We start from the raw sequence: 16,412 nt of genomic DNA, 5'->3' as shown, positions 1-16,412 counted from the left end.
GCCCGTTACCGCAGCGCCTCCTCCATGAGCTGACGGCGCTCGGGATAGGGCGGATGGATGTCGAGGAACTGCTGCAGGGCGCTCGACGGCGCCTTGGCCTGCAGGGTGTCGATCAGGATCAGGCCGGCGCGCGGGTCGTAGCCGGCGGCTTTCGCGTACTGGAGGCCGAGGCGGTCGGCCTCGCGTTCCTGCTCGCGGTTGAAGCGGTTCTCGACGCCGCGCATGACGCCGCCGAGCAACTGACCGGTGCCGGGCAGGGCGATGTCGACCGGCAGCAGCACGCCGACGCCGACGATGCCCTTCAGCACGCCGCCCGGCGTCACCCGCGACTGCGTGTGTCCGAGCGTGATGTGGGCCAGCTCGTGCCCCATGGCGACGGCGAGCACGTCGTCGTCGGGAAAGAGCATGAGGAACCCGCTGGTCACGCCGACCGCTCCCTCGACCGCCGCCGCGTTGGCGGCGTCATCGGGAATGACGGCGAAGGTGATGCGCCGCGCCGTCGGCTCCGGCCGCAGCTCGACCTCGCGTGACGCGCCGCCGCGGGCGACGGTCAGGCGCGGCGTGCCCGCCAGCTTCATCCCCGTGGCCTCGGCGGCCTGCGGCGACACGCCGTTGATCGCCAGCACGCGGTCGCCGACCTGCAGGCGCTCGCGCTGCGGTCCGGCGGGATCGACCCAGGCGACGATCTTCTCGTCGGCGGCGGGCCCGCCGCCGTAGAGCGACACCGTGCTCGGCGTCGCGTTCAGCAGCAGCACGCCGTAGCTGGTGCCGCCTTCGCCGTCCGGCGGCAGGTGGGCGAGCAGGGCGCGGCCGACGGTCTGGACGCGCGCGTGCGCCGCGACCAGCCCGCGCACCGCCTCGGCCATCGCCGCGGTGCGGCGCGTCGGATCGACCACCGTCAGCTCGTCGTCGGTCAGCGGCCGCGCGCTGACCACCCAGCGGGTGACCCAGGTGGACTCGCTGCGGATGCTGTAGAGCTGCCGCTCGCCGGCGTAGGCGAGCCGCACCTCGGTCGCGTACGGCGGCGTCACGGCGATGGCATCGGGGATGCCGTGCGCGGCGACGACCTCGGCGACGGTCGGATTGTCCCCCACCGCCGCCGCCAGCAGTTGCGAGCCCGGCGCGCCGCGTACCCCCTCGCGCGGGTTGCCGGTGGGGAAGTCGGCGCGGCGGACCGGCTGCAGTCCGCCACCGGCCTGACGGCTGAGGCGCTGCAGATCGCTGGGACCGAGCGTCGCCGCGCAGCCGGGAGCGACCACCGCCAGGGTGACGAGCAGCGCGGCTGTGGGGCCACGGCGCATGCCCGCGGTTCGCATACGCCCGCGCCGGCCGTCAAGGCCTCCGCGCATGCATGCGGGCGGCCAGCGCCGCGGCACGAACGACGTTGACACCTCGGCCGGGGCTGCGTCATGGGTTCGCGCGGTGAGCCGCGGGCCCAGCCGCGGAACGCCGTCACCCGGGGGACACATCGCATGACCTTCGATCTGCTGATTCGCGGCGCCCGCGTGGTCGACGGCACGGGCATGCCGTCGTTCACCGCCGACGTCGGGGTGGGCGCCGGCCGCATCGCCGCCATCGGTCGTCTCGCGGACGAGGCGACGCGGGTGATCGACGGCGACGGCCTGGTGCTGACGCCGGGGTTCATCGACGTCCACACGCACTACGACGCGCAGCTCGACTGGGACCCGACGGCCTCGCCGTCCTCGTGGCACGGCGTCACCACCGTGCTCGCCGGCAACTGCGGCTTCACGCTGGCGCCGGCGCGCGTCGGCGACTGCGAGTGGCTGGCGCAGATGCTGAGCCGGGTCGAGGGTATGTCGGTCGCATCGCTGACCGCGGGCCTGCGCTGGCGGGGCGGCGGCTTCGGCGACTTCTGGCGCCGCTTCGAGGGGCGGCTCGGGGTCAACGCCGGCGGCTACGTCGGCCACTCGGCGGTGCGCCGCCACGTCATGGGCGACGAGGCCTCGCAGCGTCCGGCGCGGGCCGAGGAGATCGCGCAGATGCGGGAGCTGGTGCGGCAGGCGATGCGCGAGGGCGCGCTCGGCTTCTCGTCCTCGCAGCTCGACATCCACGTCGCCCATGACGGCCGCGAGGTGCCCTCGAACTTCGCCACCCCGGAGGAGCTCATCGGCCTCTGCGGGGTGCTCGCTGAATTCGGGCGCGGCGCCGTCGAGTTCATCCCGCGCAGCTTCGTCGAGGGCTACGACGCGTCCGACCGGCACCTGCTGCGCGCCATGGCGCGGGCGTCGGGCCGTCCGCTCGAGCTCAACACCCTGGTGCCGCTGCCGGCGGCGCCCGACGGCTGGCAGCGCTGCCTCGAGTTCGCGCGCGCCGCCTTCGCCGACGGGCTGCGCCTGCACCCGATGTTCCCCACCAACAAGCTCGGCGCCCACTTCGCGCTCGACACCACGTTCCTGTTCGACGAGATGCCGAGCTTCCGCGCCGCGCTGACCCTGCCGCCCGCGGAGCGCGCGCGCGCCCTGCGCGATCCGGCGGTGCGCCAGCGCATGCGCGCCGAGCTCGCCGATCCCACCGGCCGCGCCTTCGTCTTCATCTGGCAGATCTGCGTCGTCGAGGCGGTGCGCGATCCCGAGCACGCGGCGTGGGTCGGCCGTTCGGTGAGCGACCTGGCGGAGGCGCGCGGCGCCGATCCGCTCGATGCGTTCCTCGACCTCTCGCTGAGCGAGGACCTGCAGACCCAGTTCGTGGTCGAGATGCCGCCCGGCCAGACCTTCGACGACATGATCACCACGCTGGTGCGCGATCCGATCGTCATGGCGGGCTCGAGCGACGCCGGGGCGCACCTGCTGTCGTTCGTCGGCGCCGACTACACCACCCGCCTGCTCAGCGAGTGGGTGCCGAAGGCGCTCCCGCTCGAGGCGGCGGTGGCGCGCCTGACGATGTTCCCGGCCATGATCCACGGCATCGCCGACCGCGGCGTGATCCGCCCCGGCGCCGCCGCCGACCTGGTGCTCTTCGATCCCACCCGCCTGCGCGCCGGCGCCGCCCGTCTGGTGCGCGACTTTCCCGCCGACGGTCCGCGCTTCGTCGTCGACGCCGAGGGCTACCACGCGGTGATCGTCAACGGCGAGATCCTGCTCGAGCACGGCGTCCCCACCGGCGCCCTGCCCGGCCAGGTGGTGCGCGCGTAGGCGGCGGGAGCGCGCTTCGACGCCCGGTGCGGGAAAGCGGGAAGCGCGCTCGCTCAGGGGCCGTCGGCGGTCAGCGCCCGCCGCGGAGGCCCTTCCGGAGATACAGCGTCAGGCTGGTGTGCTCGCGCAGCGCGTCGATCTCCGGGATGTCCACGGCCTCGTAATGGGCGAAGATCTCGCGCGCCACCGGATCTTTCGGATGGAGGAAGAACCCCTGGACCATGACGAAGGGGACGGTGCCGGACCGCAGGATCTCCAGGACGCGCTGGGTGTGTTCCCGCGGCGAGACCGGGGCGAAATAGTACTGGTAGGGTGTCGGGTTCTTCGCCCCGGTGGTCAGGTAGGGCTCCGACATGTTCGGGTAGGCGAACAGCGTCTTCGACGGCATGAAGCCGAGCAGGGTTCGCGTGCGGTCGATCATGATGGCCTGCCAGCGGCCCGGGAAATCGATGCGGCCGAACGCCGTGTCGTGCGGATATGGGAAGTCGGCTCGCAGCGTCGCGGCGTTGTTGCCGAGATGGAGCGCCAGCGCGCCCACCAGGACCGTCGCCAGGGCGAGCTCGACCCACCCGCGCGCCGCATGGGTCGCTGCCGACCCGCCGCGCCGCAGGACGGTCTCGGCGGCGCCGATCATCCAGCCGAGCGCCTCGGCGGCGGCGATCAGGAAGACCGGCGCGATGAAGGCGATGTGGATGAAATCCGGGAAGTACCAGATCGACAGGGTCGCCGAGCCGGCGGACACGAGGAGCACCACGAGACGGCGGATGGCGTCGCGGTCGGCGCCGCGCACGACGCCGACGAGCAGCCTGAGCGCCGCGGGCAGCAACGCGACGGGGAGGTACTTCAGGACGACGGGATAGGTCAGCTTGGCCGACCCCTCGGTGACCCACAGCACGTTGCCCCAGGGGGTGTGGAACGCCTTGCGATAGTTGACGAGCGGAAAGATGACGAGCGCCTGATAGAGGGGATCGAAGCCCGCCATCGCGACGAAGGCGATCAGCAACGGGACCATCACGAGCGCGACGCCGGCGGCGAACCAGGCGAGGCGGACGACGAGATCGCGCCACGGCGCGGGATGCGGGTAGCGCCGATCGATCGCCTGGTCGAGCAGGAAGATGAGGCCGACGCCGAGCGTGATCGCCACGCCCTTCTGTTGCTGCACCGCGGTGAGCAACCCGGCGGCGATTCCGGGCACGATGGCGGCGCGCGGGCGACTCGACCACGGGGCGCGCAGCAGCGTGAACAGTACCACCACGGTGAAGAACGCGCTGAACCAGTGCCAGCTCGCGAACTGCCAGGCGGGTTGGCAGAGGGCCAGGAATGCCACCGGCGGCACGATCGCGAGCGCGCGCCGGACGCCGAGCGTCCGACAGATCGCGAACATGAGGACGCCGAGCAGGCCGTGCAGCACGGCGGTCGCGACCCGGGCGGTCTGAAGGGTCGTCCCGAACACCCAGAACAGGAACGCCATGATGTAGGGCGCGCCAGGGGTCACGAACTGGAAGAAGTCGCGGTACATGACCTCGCCGTCGCGAATGCGCTTGGCCTCGTACAGAAAATGCGACTCGTCGGCGCGGCCGAGGGTGCGCGGCAGATAGACGAGGTAGGCGACGATCGCCAGGAACAGGAGCAGCGCCAGCGCCGCATCGCGGCCCCCGAGTCTCCTGATCATCTTCCGCGCCGGCCTTTACCCCCCCTTCTCGCAGGCGGCAAGCTGTGCAGGGCAGGCACGGCCAGATGCCGTCCGGACGCGCTCCGCAGCGGTGTCGCGGCGGCCGGAGAGACGGGGGCAAGGGTGGAGACCGCGGCGCCCGTGGCGCCATGGGCGGACGGCACACGGGCAGACGCGGGTTTCCAACGCGGCGTGATGGCAGTATCGGAACGTATGACGACCCCGGCCTGGCACGCCCTCACCCTCGACGACGTGTACCGGATCACCGGCAGCGGCGAGCAGGGCCTCTCGGCCACCGACGCCGCCGCCCGTCTGGAGCGCGACGGTCGCAACACCATCACCGGCAGTCGCGGGCCCTCGCCCTGGATGAAGCTGCTCGAGCAATTCCTGCAGCCCCTGGTGGTGGTCCTGATCGCGGCGGCGGCGCTCTCGGTCGTCCTCGGCGACTGGGTGGACGCGGCCGTGATCGGCGCCGTCGTGCTGGTCAACGGCGTGATCGGCTTCCTGCAGGAGCATCGCGCCGAGCAGGCCATCGCCGCCCTCGGCAAGACCATCGTCACCGAGGCCACCGTGCTGCGCGACGGGGTGCTGGGCCGGGTGCCGAGCGAGGAGCTGGTCGTCGGCGACGTCGTCGCCCTGCAGTCGGGCGACACGGTGCCGGCGGATCTGCGTCTGTTCGCGGTCAAGGACCTGCAGATCGAGGAAGCGGCGCTCACCGGCGAGTCGGTGGCGGTCGCGAAGGACATCGGTCTGGTGCTGGAGAAGACGCCGCTGGGAGACCGGAAGAACCTCGCCTTCGCGGGCGGGGCGGTGACCTTCGGCCAGGGGCGCGGCGTCGTCGTCGCCGTCGGCAACCACACCGAGGCCGGCCGCATCGCCGGCCTCATGGAGCGCACCGCGCAACTGCAGACGCCGCTCACGGCGCGCATCGCCCAGCTCTCGCGCCTGCTGGTGCGGGTCATCCTCGGCATCGCCGGCGGGCTGTTCGCGATCGAAGCGCTGCGGGGGCGCGACCTCGGCGACACGTTCAACGGCGTCGTCGCCCTCGCCGTCGGCGCCATCCCCGAGGGCCTGCCCGCGGCGGTCACCATCCTGCTCGCGGTGGGCGTGTCGGCGATGGCGCGGCGTCGCGCCGTGATCCGCCGGCTGCCGGCGGTGGAGACCCTCGGCAGCACCACCGTGATCTGCTCGGACAAGACAGGCACCCTGACCGAGAACCAGATGACGGTGACGACCATCCAGGTCGGTGGGCGTCGCATCCGCGTCAGCGGCGTCGGCTTCGACACCGCCGGCCACTTCCACGACGGGGAGGCCGCCGACGCCCCGGCGATCGATCCCTCGACGTCGGCGGCGCTGCTCGAATGCCTGCGCGCCGGCGCCCTGTGCAACGACTCCCGCCTGGTCGGCCATCCCGGGGCGCTGAAGGTCGAGGGCGACCCCACCGAGGCCGCGCTCACCGTCGCCGCCCGCAAGGCGGATCTCGACGACGTCGCGCTCGCGGCCTGGCCGCGCGTCGACGTGGTGCCCTTCGAGTCGCAGCACATGTTCATGGCCACGCTGCACCGCCGCGACGGCCACACGGTGCTCTACGCGAAGGGGGCCTCGGACGCCCTGCTCACCCGCTGCGTCGACGCCGCCGACGACGGCGGCGGCACGGTCGCCCTCGATGTCGGCGCGGTCCACCGGCAGGTGGAGGCGCTCGCCCAACAGGGGCTGCGGGTCCTCGCGCTGGCGAAGAAGACGCTGCCGGCGGCGACCGGCGGGATCGTCCACGACGACGTCGCCGGCCTCACGTTCCTCGGGCTGGTGGGCATGATCGACCCGCCGCGGCCCGAGGCGCAGCGCGCCGTCGCCGCGTGTCGGGCGGCGGGCATCCAGGTGAAGATGATCACGGGCGATCACCGCGTCACCGCCGCGGCCATCGCCGACGCCCTCGGTCTGGAGGGCGAGCGCGGCGCCGACGGCAGCCTGCGGGCGGTGACCGGCGGCGAGCTCGAGCAGACGCCCGTCGGCGAGCTGCCCGCCCTCGCCGAGCGCGTCGCCGTCTTCGCCCGCGTCGCCCCCGAGCAGAAGCTCACGCTCGTGCAGGCCCTGCAGAGCCGCGGCCACGTCGTCGCCATGACCGGAGACGGCGTCAACGACGCGCCGGCGCTGAAGCAGGCCGACATCGGCGTCGCCATGGGCAGGGGCGGCACCGACGTCGCCCGCGCCGCCGCCGCCATGATCCTCACCGACGACAACTTCGCCACCATCGAAGCGGCGGTCGAGGAGGGCCGCGGCGTCTACGACAACCTGGTGAAGTTCATCGCCTGGACCCTGCCGACCAACGGCGGCGAGGGCCTGGTGCTGCTCGCCGCCATCCTGCTGGGAACGGACCTGCCGGTGCTGCCCGTGCAGCTTCTGTGGGTGAACATGGTGACCGCGGTGCTCCTCGGCACCGCGCTCGTCTTCGAGCCCCGCGAGCCGGGGCTCATGCAACGCCCCCCGCGCAAGGTCGATGCGCCCATCCTCGACCGCAACCTCGGGCTGCGCACGCTCATCGTGTCGACGGTGATGGGCGCCTTCGCCTTCGGCTTCTTCGAATGGGCCGTGCGTCTCGGGCTCGACCATCCGCAGGCCCGCACCATCGCCCTCAACACCATCGTCGTCGCCGAGGTCGGCTACCTCTTCGCCTGTCGCAGCCTCCGCCTGCCGCTGTGGCGGCTCGGCCTCTTCTCGAACCGCTGGGTGTGGGGCGGAGCCGTCGCCATGCTGATCACCCAACTGGCGGTGACCTACCTGCCGCTGATGAACGAGCTCCTGCACACCGCCCCCATCGCCCCGTGGTGGTGGGGCGTGATGACCGGCGTGGGCGCGCTCATCTTCGCGATCGCCGAGGCGAAGAAGGCCGTCGTCAACACCCGCCGGTTCGCTGCCTAGCGAGCGGGCACGCGCTGCCCAGAGGACGGGCACGGCATCGGCCGTCTGAATATCGCGTAGCGTCCCCGCGCCGACGGGCCCGCGGCACGAATCTTGGTCATTAGTCCCGCCGGTGGGGTGTGCCCGATGGACCGGTCCGGACAAGATGACGTGGCGGCGCTGTTGTCGCCGTTTCGCGCCGCGGCGTCGCCGCTGCGGGCGTTCCTGCGCGATCTGCACGGCAGGTACCAGGCGCTGCGCGACGGCGCGGTGGCCGACTACATTCCCGAGCTGACGAAGGCCGACCCGGACTGGTTCGGACTCTGCCTGGTGACCACGGACGGCCAGCGCTTCGAGTTCGGCGACATCGAGCAGCCGTTCACCATCCAGTCGATCTCGAAGCCGTTCGTCTACGGCATGGCGCTCGCCGACCTCGGGCGCGAGGCGACGCTGGCCAAGATCAGCGTCGAGCCGAGCGGCGACGCGTTCAACTCGATCGAGCTCGAGCCCGGCACGCACCGGCCGCACAATCCGATGGTCAACGCCGGCGCCATCGCCGCCGCCAGCCTGGTGACCGGCGAGGGCCCCGCCGACCGCCTGAACCACGTGCTCGAGACCTTCGCCCGCTACATCGGCCATCCGGTCGGCGTCGACATGGCGGTCTTCACCTCCGAACGCGCCACCGGACACCGCAACCGCGCCATCGCCCACCTGATGCGCAACTTCGACATCATCGACGACCGCATCGAGGAAGCGCTCGATCTCTACTTCAAGCAGTGCTCGATCCTCGTCACCTGCCGCGATCTGGCGATGATGGCGGCGACGCTCGCGAACGGCGGCGTCCACCCGCTGACCGGCGACCGCGCGGTGCCGGCCGAGTACGTCCGCGACATCCTCAGCCTCATGTACACCTGCGGCATGTACGACTTCGCCGGCGAGTGGGCCTACCGGGTGGGCCTGCCGGCGAAGAGCGGGGTCGGCGGCGGCATCATCGCCGTCGTGCCGGGGCAGGCGGGGGTCGCCGTGTTCTCGCCGCCGCTCGACGCGCGCGGCAACAGCGTGCGCGGCATCCGCGTCTGCGAGGAGCTGTCGAATCGCTTCGGCCTGCACATCTTCGACTGCCACGCGCCGCATGGCGGCCTGGCCGAGGCGATGCGGCCGCACGGCAGGTCGGGAGACGCGGCATGAGCGCCGCGCTCGATCTCGTGGCCCGCTGCGAGGCGCAGGAGGCGCGCATCGTCGCCCTCGAGCAGCGCTTCGAGGCGGTGGTCAAAGCGGTGATCCCGATCGGCGTCGCGATGCTCGGGGCGCGCGACTTCCAGGCGCTGCTCGAGCAGATCCTGCTCGAGGCCAAGGCGCTCTGCCACGCCGACGGCGGCACCCTCTATCTGCGCACCGACGACGAGTGCCTGCGCTTCGTCATCCTGCGCAACGACTCGCTCGGCCTGGCGCTCGGCGGCAGCACGGGCGAGGCGATTCCCTACCCGCCGCTGCCGCTCTACGACCCGGAGAGCGGCGCGCCGAACGAGCGCAACGTCGCCACCTGGACGGCGCTGCGCGGCACGCCGGTGAACATCGCCGACGCCTACGCGGCGGACGGCTTCGAGCTCTCCGGCACCATCGCCTTCGATGCCCGCACGGGCTACCGCTCGATGTCGTTCCTCACCGTGCCGCTGAAGAGCGCCCAGCAGCGGGTCATCGGCGTGCTGCAGCTCCTGAACGCGCAGGATCCGGCGACCGGCGCCGTGGTGCCGTTCGATCCCGGCCTGGTTCCGGTGGTCGAATCGCTGTCGATGCTCGCCGCCGCGGCGCTCGAAGTCTACGCCCGCGAGGACCGCCTGCGGCAGGAGATCCGCGCCCTCCACGTCCAGATCGACGAGGTCAAGCGCGCCCGCCAGGTGGCCGAGATCGCCGACACGGACTACTTCCAGGTGCTGCAGCGGAAGGCCCGCCAGCTCCGCGAGCGGCCGTGACAGGAGGGCGCGTGTCGAAGATCGTCTCCATCCACTCCTTCCGCGGCGGCACCGGCAAGTCGAACATCTCCGCCAATCTCGCGGTGCTGATGGCGATGCAGGGCAAGCGGGTCGGCGTCGTCGACACCGACGTGCAGTCGCCCGGCATCCACGTCCTCTTCGGCTTCGACGAGGACCGCATCCAGCGCGCCCTCAACGACTACCTGTGGGGGCGCTGCGCCATCGAGGAGACGGCGTACGACGTCGGCGGGGTGCTGGCCGGGGTGCCCGCCATCCCCGCGAGCACGGCGCTCTTCCTCATCCCCTCCAGCCTGCGCACCGGCGAGATCGCCCGGGTGCTGCGCGAGGGCTACGACGTCGCCCGGCTCAACGACGGGTTCCGCGAGTTGCAAGAGGCGCTGCGCCTCGACTATCTGTTCATCGACACGCACCCGGGCGTCAATGAGGAAACCCTGCTCTCCATCGCCATTTCCGATGCGCTGGTCATCGTGCTGCGCGCCGACCACCAGGACTACCAGGGCACCGCGGTGACGGTGGACCTCGCCAAGCGGCTCGAGACGCCGCGCATCATGCTGGTCGTGAACAAGGTCCTGCCGCCGATCGACACCGCGGCGGTCACAGAGCGCATCGGCGCGTCGTACGGCGTCCCCGTGGCCGGCGTGCTGCCCTTGAGCGAGGACATGGTGCGCCTCGCCAGCAGCGGCGTGTTCGCGCTCGCCCACCCCGAACATCAGGTGACCGACGTACTGCGCGGCGTCGCGGCGCAACTGCCGTAACGACGCCGGCGACGCCATGTTGGGGAATCCGTTCCGCGTCCCGGCGGCGCTGGCGCTGCTGGGGCTGTCGGCCTGTGGCGGCGGACCGATCGGCGGCCCGCTGCCGCGCACCGCCACCCCGGTGGCGAGCGCGACGCCGGCGACGCCGCTCGCCACGGCGACGACTACCGCCACCCCGGATGGCACGCCGCCGACCCCGCCGGCGACGCGGACCCCCGGCGGCGGCGGCTCGATCCTCCCCGACATCTGCACCATCGGCCGCGTCGTCTTCCGCTCGCAGAGCGGCGAGACCTGCTGCATCGCCGCCGACCCCGCCCTCTTGCCGCCCAAGCCGGTGCCGGGCCAGCCGAGCCTGGTGCTGACCGATCTGCCGCTCGGGCCGGCCACCGTCACCATCGACGGCTACGTCGAGGACTTCGCGCCCCTGCCGCCCGACGTCACGGCCACGTGCAAAACCCTGAACACCAGCGGCGTGCGGCCCTGCGACACGCTCGACGCGTCGGCGGCGTACGGCAGCGAGCCGAAGGCGATCACCATCTTCGGCGGCGTGCGCGTCAACCTCGGCGACGTCGCGGTGTCGGCGTTGCCGTTCCTGCTCGAATTCACCCCGCCGCAGAACGCCTCCGTCGACCTGCCGGTGGAGATGGGTTTCACCGTCGTCGATGCCGAGACCGGCATCGCGGCCCCGTCGGTGGCGCTCGACATCACCCTCGACGCGCCGCAGGGCGAGCCGCCGGTCTTCCGGCCGATCACCAAGCGCGTGCCGCTCGAGCTCGCGCCGTGCAAGGACAGCGGCGGCGAGCCGTGCAGCAGCGGCAACAACCTCGGCGTCACCGGCTTCTTCGCCCGCGCCGTCGCCGAGTATCTGTCGTATCTGCCCAACGGACCGGTCGACGCGCGCATCACGGCGCAGAACCTCGCCGATCCGCCGCGCGATCTCGACTTCAGCTACCGTTTCTTCGTCGGCACGCCGGCGACGCCGACCCCGACGTTGCCGGTGGCGAGCGCGGCCGGCCGCGCAGCGGGCGGCGCCGTCTTCGTCCCGACGCCGACGCCGACCGCGACCCCGGAGCTGCCGTGATCCCGACTCTCCCGCGCTCCAATCGGCGCCCCGGCGGGCCGCGCTCCCGCGCGGCGGCGCGGCCGGTGCCGCGATGATCGCGACGCCGCGGGCGCCGCGCGGTCCGGCGCTGCTCGCCACCCTCCTCGCGTGCCTCATCGCCGGCCCCGCGCCGGCCAACGAGGCGTCGCAGGCGTTCGGGGCGCGGGCGCTGATCGCCATCGATGACGGCAAGAATGCCGAGGCGCTGGCGCTGCTCGACCAGGCGGTCGCCGCCGATCCCGACGACGCCGACGTGCGCTACCAGCGCGGCGTCGTGCGCGCCCGGAGCGGCGACAGCAGCGGCGCCATCGAGGATCTCGAGCGGGCGCTGGCGCTGCGACCCTACTTCCCCAACGCGGCGCTCGAGCTCGGGATCGCGCTGGTGGACGCCGATCGCCCCGCCAAGGCCGAGGCGCCGCTGATGCAGGCGCAGCAGGTGGCGTCGCTCGACGCCCAAGCTTCCTTCTATCTCGCCGTCGCACAGCTCCGCCTCCGCCGCTACGAGCTCGCGCGCACCAACTTCACCCGCGCCGCCGACCGCGATCCGAGCCTGGCCACCGCGGCGCAGTACTACGAGGGCGTCATCGCCTTCCGCCGCCGCGACTACGAGAGCGCCGAGTCGGCCTTCGCCGCGGTGCAACGCCAGAACCCGGACACCGCCATGGGCCGCGAGTCGGCGCAGTACCTGACCGTCATCGCCGACGAGCGCGCCGCCGACTACTCCGCCTTCGGCACCATGGCGCTGGAGTACGACAGCAACGTCACCCTGGGGCCGAGTCAGACCATCCCCAGCTCGGTGTCGGGCAAGGGCGACTGGCGCTACGTGATCAACGGCGGCGGCCGCTGGACGCCGCTGCACTGGGGCCGCGCCAGCCTGTCGGTGGGCTACGAATTCTTCCAGAGCGTCCAGTTCCAGCTCTCGGACTTCAACCTCACGGACAACCGCCCGTCGATGCAACTGCAGTACGACTTCGACTGGGTCTCGATCGGTCTGCTCGGCCGCTACGACTATTACCTGCTGGGCGGCGAGAGCTACCTCTCGGAGGCCACCGGCATGCCCTGGGTGTCGATCCGCGAGGAGGGATTCGGCCGCACCGAGATCTACGCCCGCGTCCAGCCGCGCAGCTTCAAGGCCGCGAACTGTCCGCCGCCGACGACGCCCGGCGGCGCCGGCAGCGCGTGCTACGGCGCCCTCAACGGCATCTACAGCTTCGCCGGCACGCGCCAGTTCTTCGACCTCGGCAACGCCGCGCAGCAGCTCTGGGTCGGCTACCAGCTCGGCTTCCAGACGCCGCAACCGGGCAACACCCCGCTGCAGGAGTTCAACCGCGACCAGTACCAGTACGGCTCGTGGGCGGGCGAAGTCGGCATCCGCTGGCCGCTGCCCTTCCAGGTGCTGAGCGAGTTGGCCTATCGCTACGAGCACCAGACCTACAGCCCGGCCAGCGGCTGCATCGTCAACGGCTCGAGCACGCCCGCGGCATGCAATGATCTCCAGAACTACCCGAACGGGTTCAACCCGCGCGGGCTCACCCCGAGGGTCGACAACGACCACCGGGTGATCTTCTCGCTCGAACGGCCGGTCCCGGAGCTCTGGGAGCACCTGTCGCTGGTGCTGTCGTATTTCGGCACCTTCAATGATTCGAACAAGACCGTTTTCACGTATGATCGCAACATCGGCTCGTTCGCCGTCCAGGTGAGGTACTGACGATGATCGACAGACGCTTTCGGCTCGCCCTGCTGCCCTTCCTGTTGTGTGCATCGGTTGCCGTCGCGGAGGACGTCGGCAGCGTCGCCTCGGTGCGCGGCGAGGCGCAGATCGGCCGCGGCGGCGCCTTCACCGCGGCGACGGTCGGCGCCGGCGTGCAACTCGGCGACGAGTTGCGCACCGGCGACGGCCAGATGCGCGTCGTCTTCCGCGACGACAGCGTCGTCGACCTGACCGAGCGCTCGTCGCTCACCGTCGACACGCAGGTGTTCGATCCCGCGAACAGCACGTACACCTCGCTGCTGCGGCTCGCCGCCGGCAAGGCGCGGGCGCTGGTCAGCAAGGTCTACGGCGCCCCGGGCTCGTCGTACGAGATCCAGACCCCGACCGCGGTTGCCGGCGTGCGCGGCACGACGTTCCTGATCGAGTACGACGCCAGGCGCGACGCCACCGACGTCATCGGCATCGAGGGTCGCATCATGGTGCGCAGCCTGGCGGAGGTGCTGAACAACACCGTGTACGTCACCGCCAGCGAGGGTACGACGGTGGCCCGCGGCTCGGCGCCGACGCGGCCGGAGCCGATCGATCCCGACTACATGATGCACGAGTCGAACGTCCTGCAGCCGCTCGCCGTGGGCGGCGGCGGCGCGGCGGCGGGTGGCGCGGCCGCCGCCAGCGCCGGCGCCAGCGGCGGCAACAACGTGCCGCCGCCGGACCGCGCGCCCTCGTCGGGCGGGCTCGCCGGGCAGGTCGGGCGCGACGAGATGCGCAACGCCGGCGACGTCGCCGGCCAGCCGCCCGCCGTGCTCAACTCGCGCGGCCAGCTCGGCGTGCCCTGAGCCGCCGGCCGTCGCGGTCGCCGACGCCGGCGCGGGCACACAGCGCGATCGCGGCGGCGGCGCCGCGCCGGTGACGCGGCCCGCCGCGCCGCCATGCGCCGCCTCGTTCCCCTGCTCCTCGCGCTGCTGATCGGCGGCGTGGTGGCCGCCCTGCGCGGCTACGGCGTCAAACCGCTCGATTTCGTCGAGCTGCGCGCCTACGACTACCGCCTGCAGCAGGTGGGCACGCAGACGACGGCGCCGGAGGTGGTGCTGGTCGCGGTGGACGACGCCAGCCTGGCCGAGCTGGGGCGCTGGCCCTGGTCGCGGGCCCGGGTCGCCGACCTGCTGGCGCGCATCGACGCCGGCGCGCCGCGCGTCGTCGGCATCGACCTCGTGCAGGCCGAACCGACCGCGTCGTGCGACGTCGCGGCGCTGCAGGGCGCCATCGGCGACGCCTGCCGGGCGGAGGTGGGCCGGGCGCTCTCCGGCCCGCAGTCCGACGATGCCCGGCTGGCGACGGTGATCCGCGACTCGGGCCGCATCGTCCTCGGCTACTTCTTCGACTTCCAGCGCCGCGACGAGAGCCCGTACGCCGGCGAGAGCGTCTACCCGCTGGTGCAGCGCGCGCCGGGCGCCAGCGACGCGAGCGTGACGCGCGGCTTCAACCTGACGCAGAACCTGCCCGGGCTCGCCGAGGCCGCTGCCGGCCTGGCGTACTTCAACTTCCAGCCCGACGAGGACGGCCTCTACCGGCACGCGATGCTCACCGTCCTGTTCCACGACCGCATGATGCTGCCGCTGTCGCTGGCGATGCTGCAGCGCGCGTTCCCGGATCGCAAGCCGGCGATCCGCATCGGTCCGTTCGGCGTCGAGTCGGTGCGCTTCGGCGGCGAACAGATCCCGGTCGACGACCAGGGCCAGATGCTGGTCAAGTACCGCGGCCCGGGGCGCACGTTCCCGCACGTCAGCGCCGGCGCCGTGCTCGGCGGGCGGGTGTCGCCGGAGGTCTTTCGCGACAAGCTGGTGGTCCTCGGCGTCACCGCGATCGGCGTCGGCGATGTGCGCGCGGCGCCGCTCGACCGCGTCTACCCCGGCGCCGAGATCCACGCCACGGTGCTCGACAACATCCTGCGCGGCGACTTCCTGCACCGCCCCGGCTGGGAGGGCCCCGACGTCCTGGTCATTCTCGCCCTGGCGCTGCTCCTCGGCCTCGCCCTGCAGTTCAGCCGTGGCCTGGGCGGCGTCGCGTTCGCCGCCGTCCTGCTGGTCGGCTACGCGATCCTCAGCCAACTGCTGTTCACCCGCACCGGCACGGTGCTCGGCATCGCCTACCAGACGATGACCGTCGTGCTCGTGTACGTCGCCGTCAGCGTCCAGCACTACCTGTCGGTCGACCGCGAGAAGCGACGCACCCGCCGCATGCTCGACCTCTATCTGAGCCCGGCGCTCGCCGAGTACATCAGCGAGCGGCCGGAGACCCTGGCGCTCGGCGGCGAGAAGCGCGATCGCACCGTGCTCTTCTCGGACGTGAAGGGCTTCACCACCATCAGCGAGCGCCTCGCCCCGGAGCAGCTCGTGGAGCTGCTCAACACCTATCTCGGCGAGATGACCGAGGTCGTGTTCGCGCACGACGGCATGCTCGACAAGTACATCGGCGACGGCGTCATGGCGGTGTGGGGCGCGCCGGTGCCGCAGGCCGATCACGCGGCCCGCGCCTGCCGCGCCGCGCTCGAGATGATCGATCGCCTCGACGCGCTCAACGCCACCATCGCCGCCCGCGGCTGGCCGCAGCTCAGCATCCGCATCGGCCTCAACAGCGGCCCGATGGTCTTCGGCAACATGGGCTCGCCGGGCCACCTGAGCCTGACGGTGATGGGCGACAACGTGAACCTCGGGGCGCGGCTCGAGGGTGTCAACAAGCAGTACGGCACCGCCATCCTCGCCAGCGAGGCGACCGTGCTGGCCGCCGGCGACGCCATCGTCACGCGCGAGCTCGACGTCGTGCGCGTCAAGGGCAAGGACGATACGTCCCGCATCTACGAAGTGCTCGGGCCCGGCGACCGCGCCGCGGAGTGGGCCGTCATCCGCGAGCACTTCTCCGCCGGCCTCGCCGCCTACCGCGCCCGGGACTTCGCCGCCGCCATCGCCGCCTTCGAGCGGGTCCTCGACGAGCGCGCCAACGACCACCCCTCGGCGCTCTACATCCGCCGCGCGCGCGCCCTGATCGCCACCCCGCCGCCGCCCGACTGGGAAGCGGTGGTGACCTTCGACGAAAAGTAGCGCCCCGGCCTCGCCATCCCGCCACGCAAG

General features: G+C 72.2%; 11 protein-coding genes. 9 read left to right on the top strand and 2 right to left on the bottom strand.

The window, feature by feature from the left end:
* Positions 1 to 5: 5 nt before the first annotated feature.
* Positions 6 to 1,301 (bottom strand): M48 family metalloprotease, encoded by a 1,296-nt coding sequence (locus KF840_07900; GenBank protein ID MBX3024819.1) that lies wholly within the window; start codon positions 1,299 to 1,301, stop codon positions 6 to 8.
* 171 nt (positions 1,302 to 1,472) lie between these two features.
* Here KF840_07900 and KF840_07895 point away from each other — a divergent pair, with 171 nt between their 5' ends.
* Positions 1,473 to 3,152, top strand: a complete 1,680-nt coding sequence (locus KF840_07895) for an amidohydrolase family protein (GenBank protein MBX3024818.1) — start codon at positions 1,473 to 1,475, stop codon at positions 3,150 to 3,152.
* Positions 3,153 to 3,222: 70 nt separating this feature from the next.
* On the opposite strand, the gene KF840_07890 is transcribed toward KF840_07895, so the two are convergent.
* Entirely contained in the window at positions 3,223 to 4,824 is a 1,602-nt protein-coding gene (locus KF840_07890; protein MBX3024817.1) for a hypothetical protein, read from the bottom strand.
* Positions 4,825 to 5,037: 213 nt separating this feature from the next.
* Between KF840_07890 and KF840_07885 the strand changes: the two genes are divergently transcribed.
* The 8 genes from KF840_07885 to KF840_07850 all read left to right on the top strand — a co-directional run bounded on the left by KF840_07885 (position 5,038) and on the right by KF840_07850 (position 16,382).
* The gene (locus KF840_07885; GenBank protein MBX3024816.1) at positions 5,038 to 7,743 is read left to right on the top strand and encodes an HAD-IC family P-type ATPase; all 2,706 of its coding nucleotides are present in this window, start codon (positions 5,038 to 5,040) and stop codon (positions 7,741 to 7,743) included.
* 126 nt (positions 7,744 to 7,869) lie between these two features.
* Positions 7,870 to 8,910: a glutaminase A gene (gene glsA, locus KF840_07880; GenBank protein ID MBX3024815.1), complete on the top strand. Its 1,041-nt coding sequence runs from the start codon at positions 7,870 to 7,872 to the stop codon at positions 8,908 to 8,910.
* Positions 8,907 to 9,695, top strand: a complete 789-nt coding sequence (locus tag KF840_07875; protein MBX3024814.1) for a GAF domain-containing protein — start codon at positions 8,907 to 8,909, stop codon at positions 9,693 to 9,695. Before glsA ends, KF840_07875 begins: the two co-directional genes overlap by 4 nt.
* Positions 9,696 to 9,706: 11 nt before the next feature.
* Positions 9,707 to 10,471 carry a MinD/ParA family protein gene (locus KF840_07870; protein ID MBX3024813.1) on the top strand — a complete coding sequence of 255 codons (765 nt, stop codon included), beginning with the start codon at positions 9,707 to 9,709 and terminating at the stop codon, positions 10,469 to 10,471.
* A gap of 16 nt (positions 10,472 to 10,487) precedes the next feature.
* Entirely contained in the window at positions 10,488 to 11,552 is a 1,065-nt protein-coding gene (locus KF840_07865) for a hypothetical protein (protein ID MBX3024812.1), read from the top strand.
* Positions 11,553 to 11,625: 73 nt separating this feature from the next.
* Entirely contained in the window at positions 11,626 to 13,281 is a 1,656-nt protein-coding gene (locus tag KF840_07860) for a tetratricopeptide repeat protein (protein ID MBX3024811.1), read from the top strand.
* Between the two features lie 2 nt (positions 13,282 to 13,283).
* Positions 13,284 to 14,120 (top strand): FecR domain-containing protein, encoded by an 837-nt coding sequence (locus KF840_07855; protein MBX3024810.1) that lies wholly within the window; start codon positions 13,284 to 13,286, stop codon positions 14,118 to 14,120.
* A 93-nt stretch (positions 14,121 to 14,213) separates the two neighbouring features.
* A complete protein-coding gene (locus KF840_07850; GenBank protein ID MBX3024809.1) occupies positions 14,214 to 16,382 on the top strand; it encodes an adenylate/guanylate cyclase domain-containing protein in 2,169 nt (722 codons plus the stop codon).
* The last annotated feature ends 30 nt before the right edge of the window (positions 16,383 to 16,412 follow it).

The organism is bacterium (assembly GCA_019637795.1).
In the GTDB taxonomy this organism is placed as follows: domain Bacteria; phylum Desulfobacterota; class Binatia; order HRBIN30; family CADEER01; genus JAHBUY01.
The sequence above is the reverse complement of the archived record's forward strand: the minus strand, read 5'-3'. Positions and strand labels throughout refer to the sequence as shown.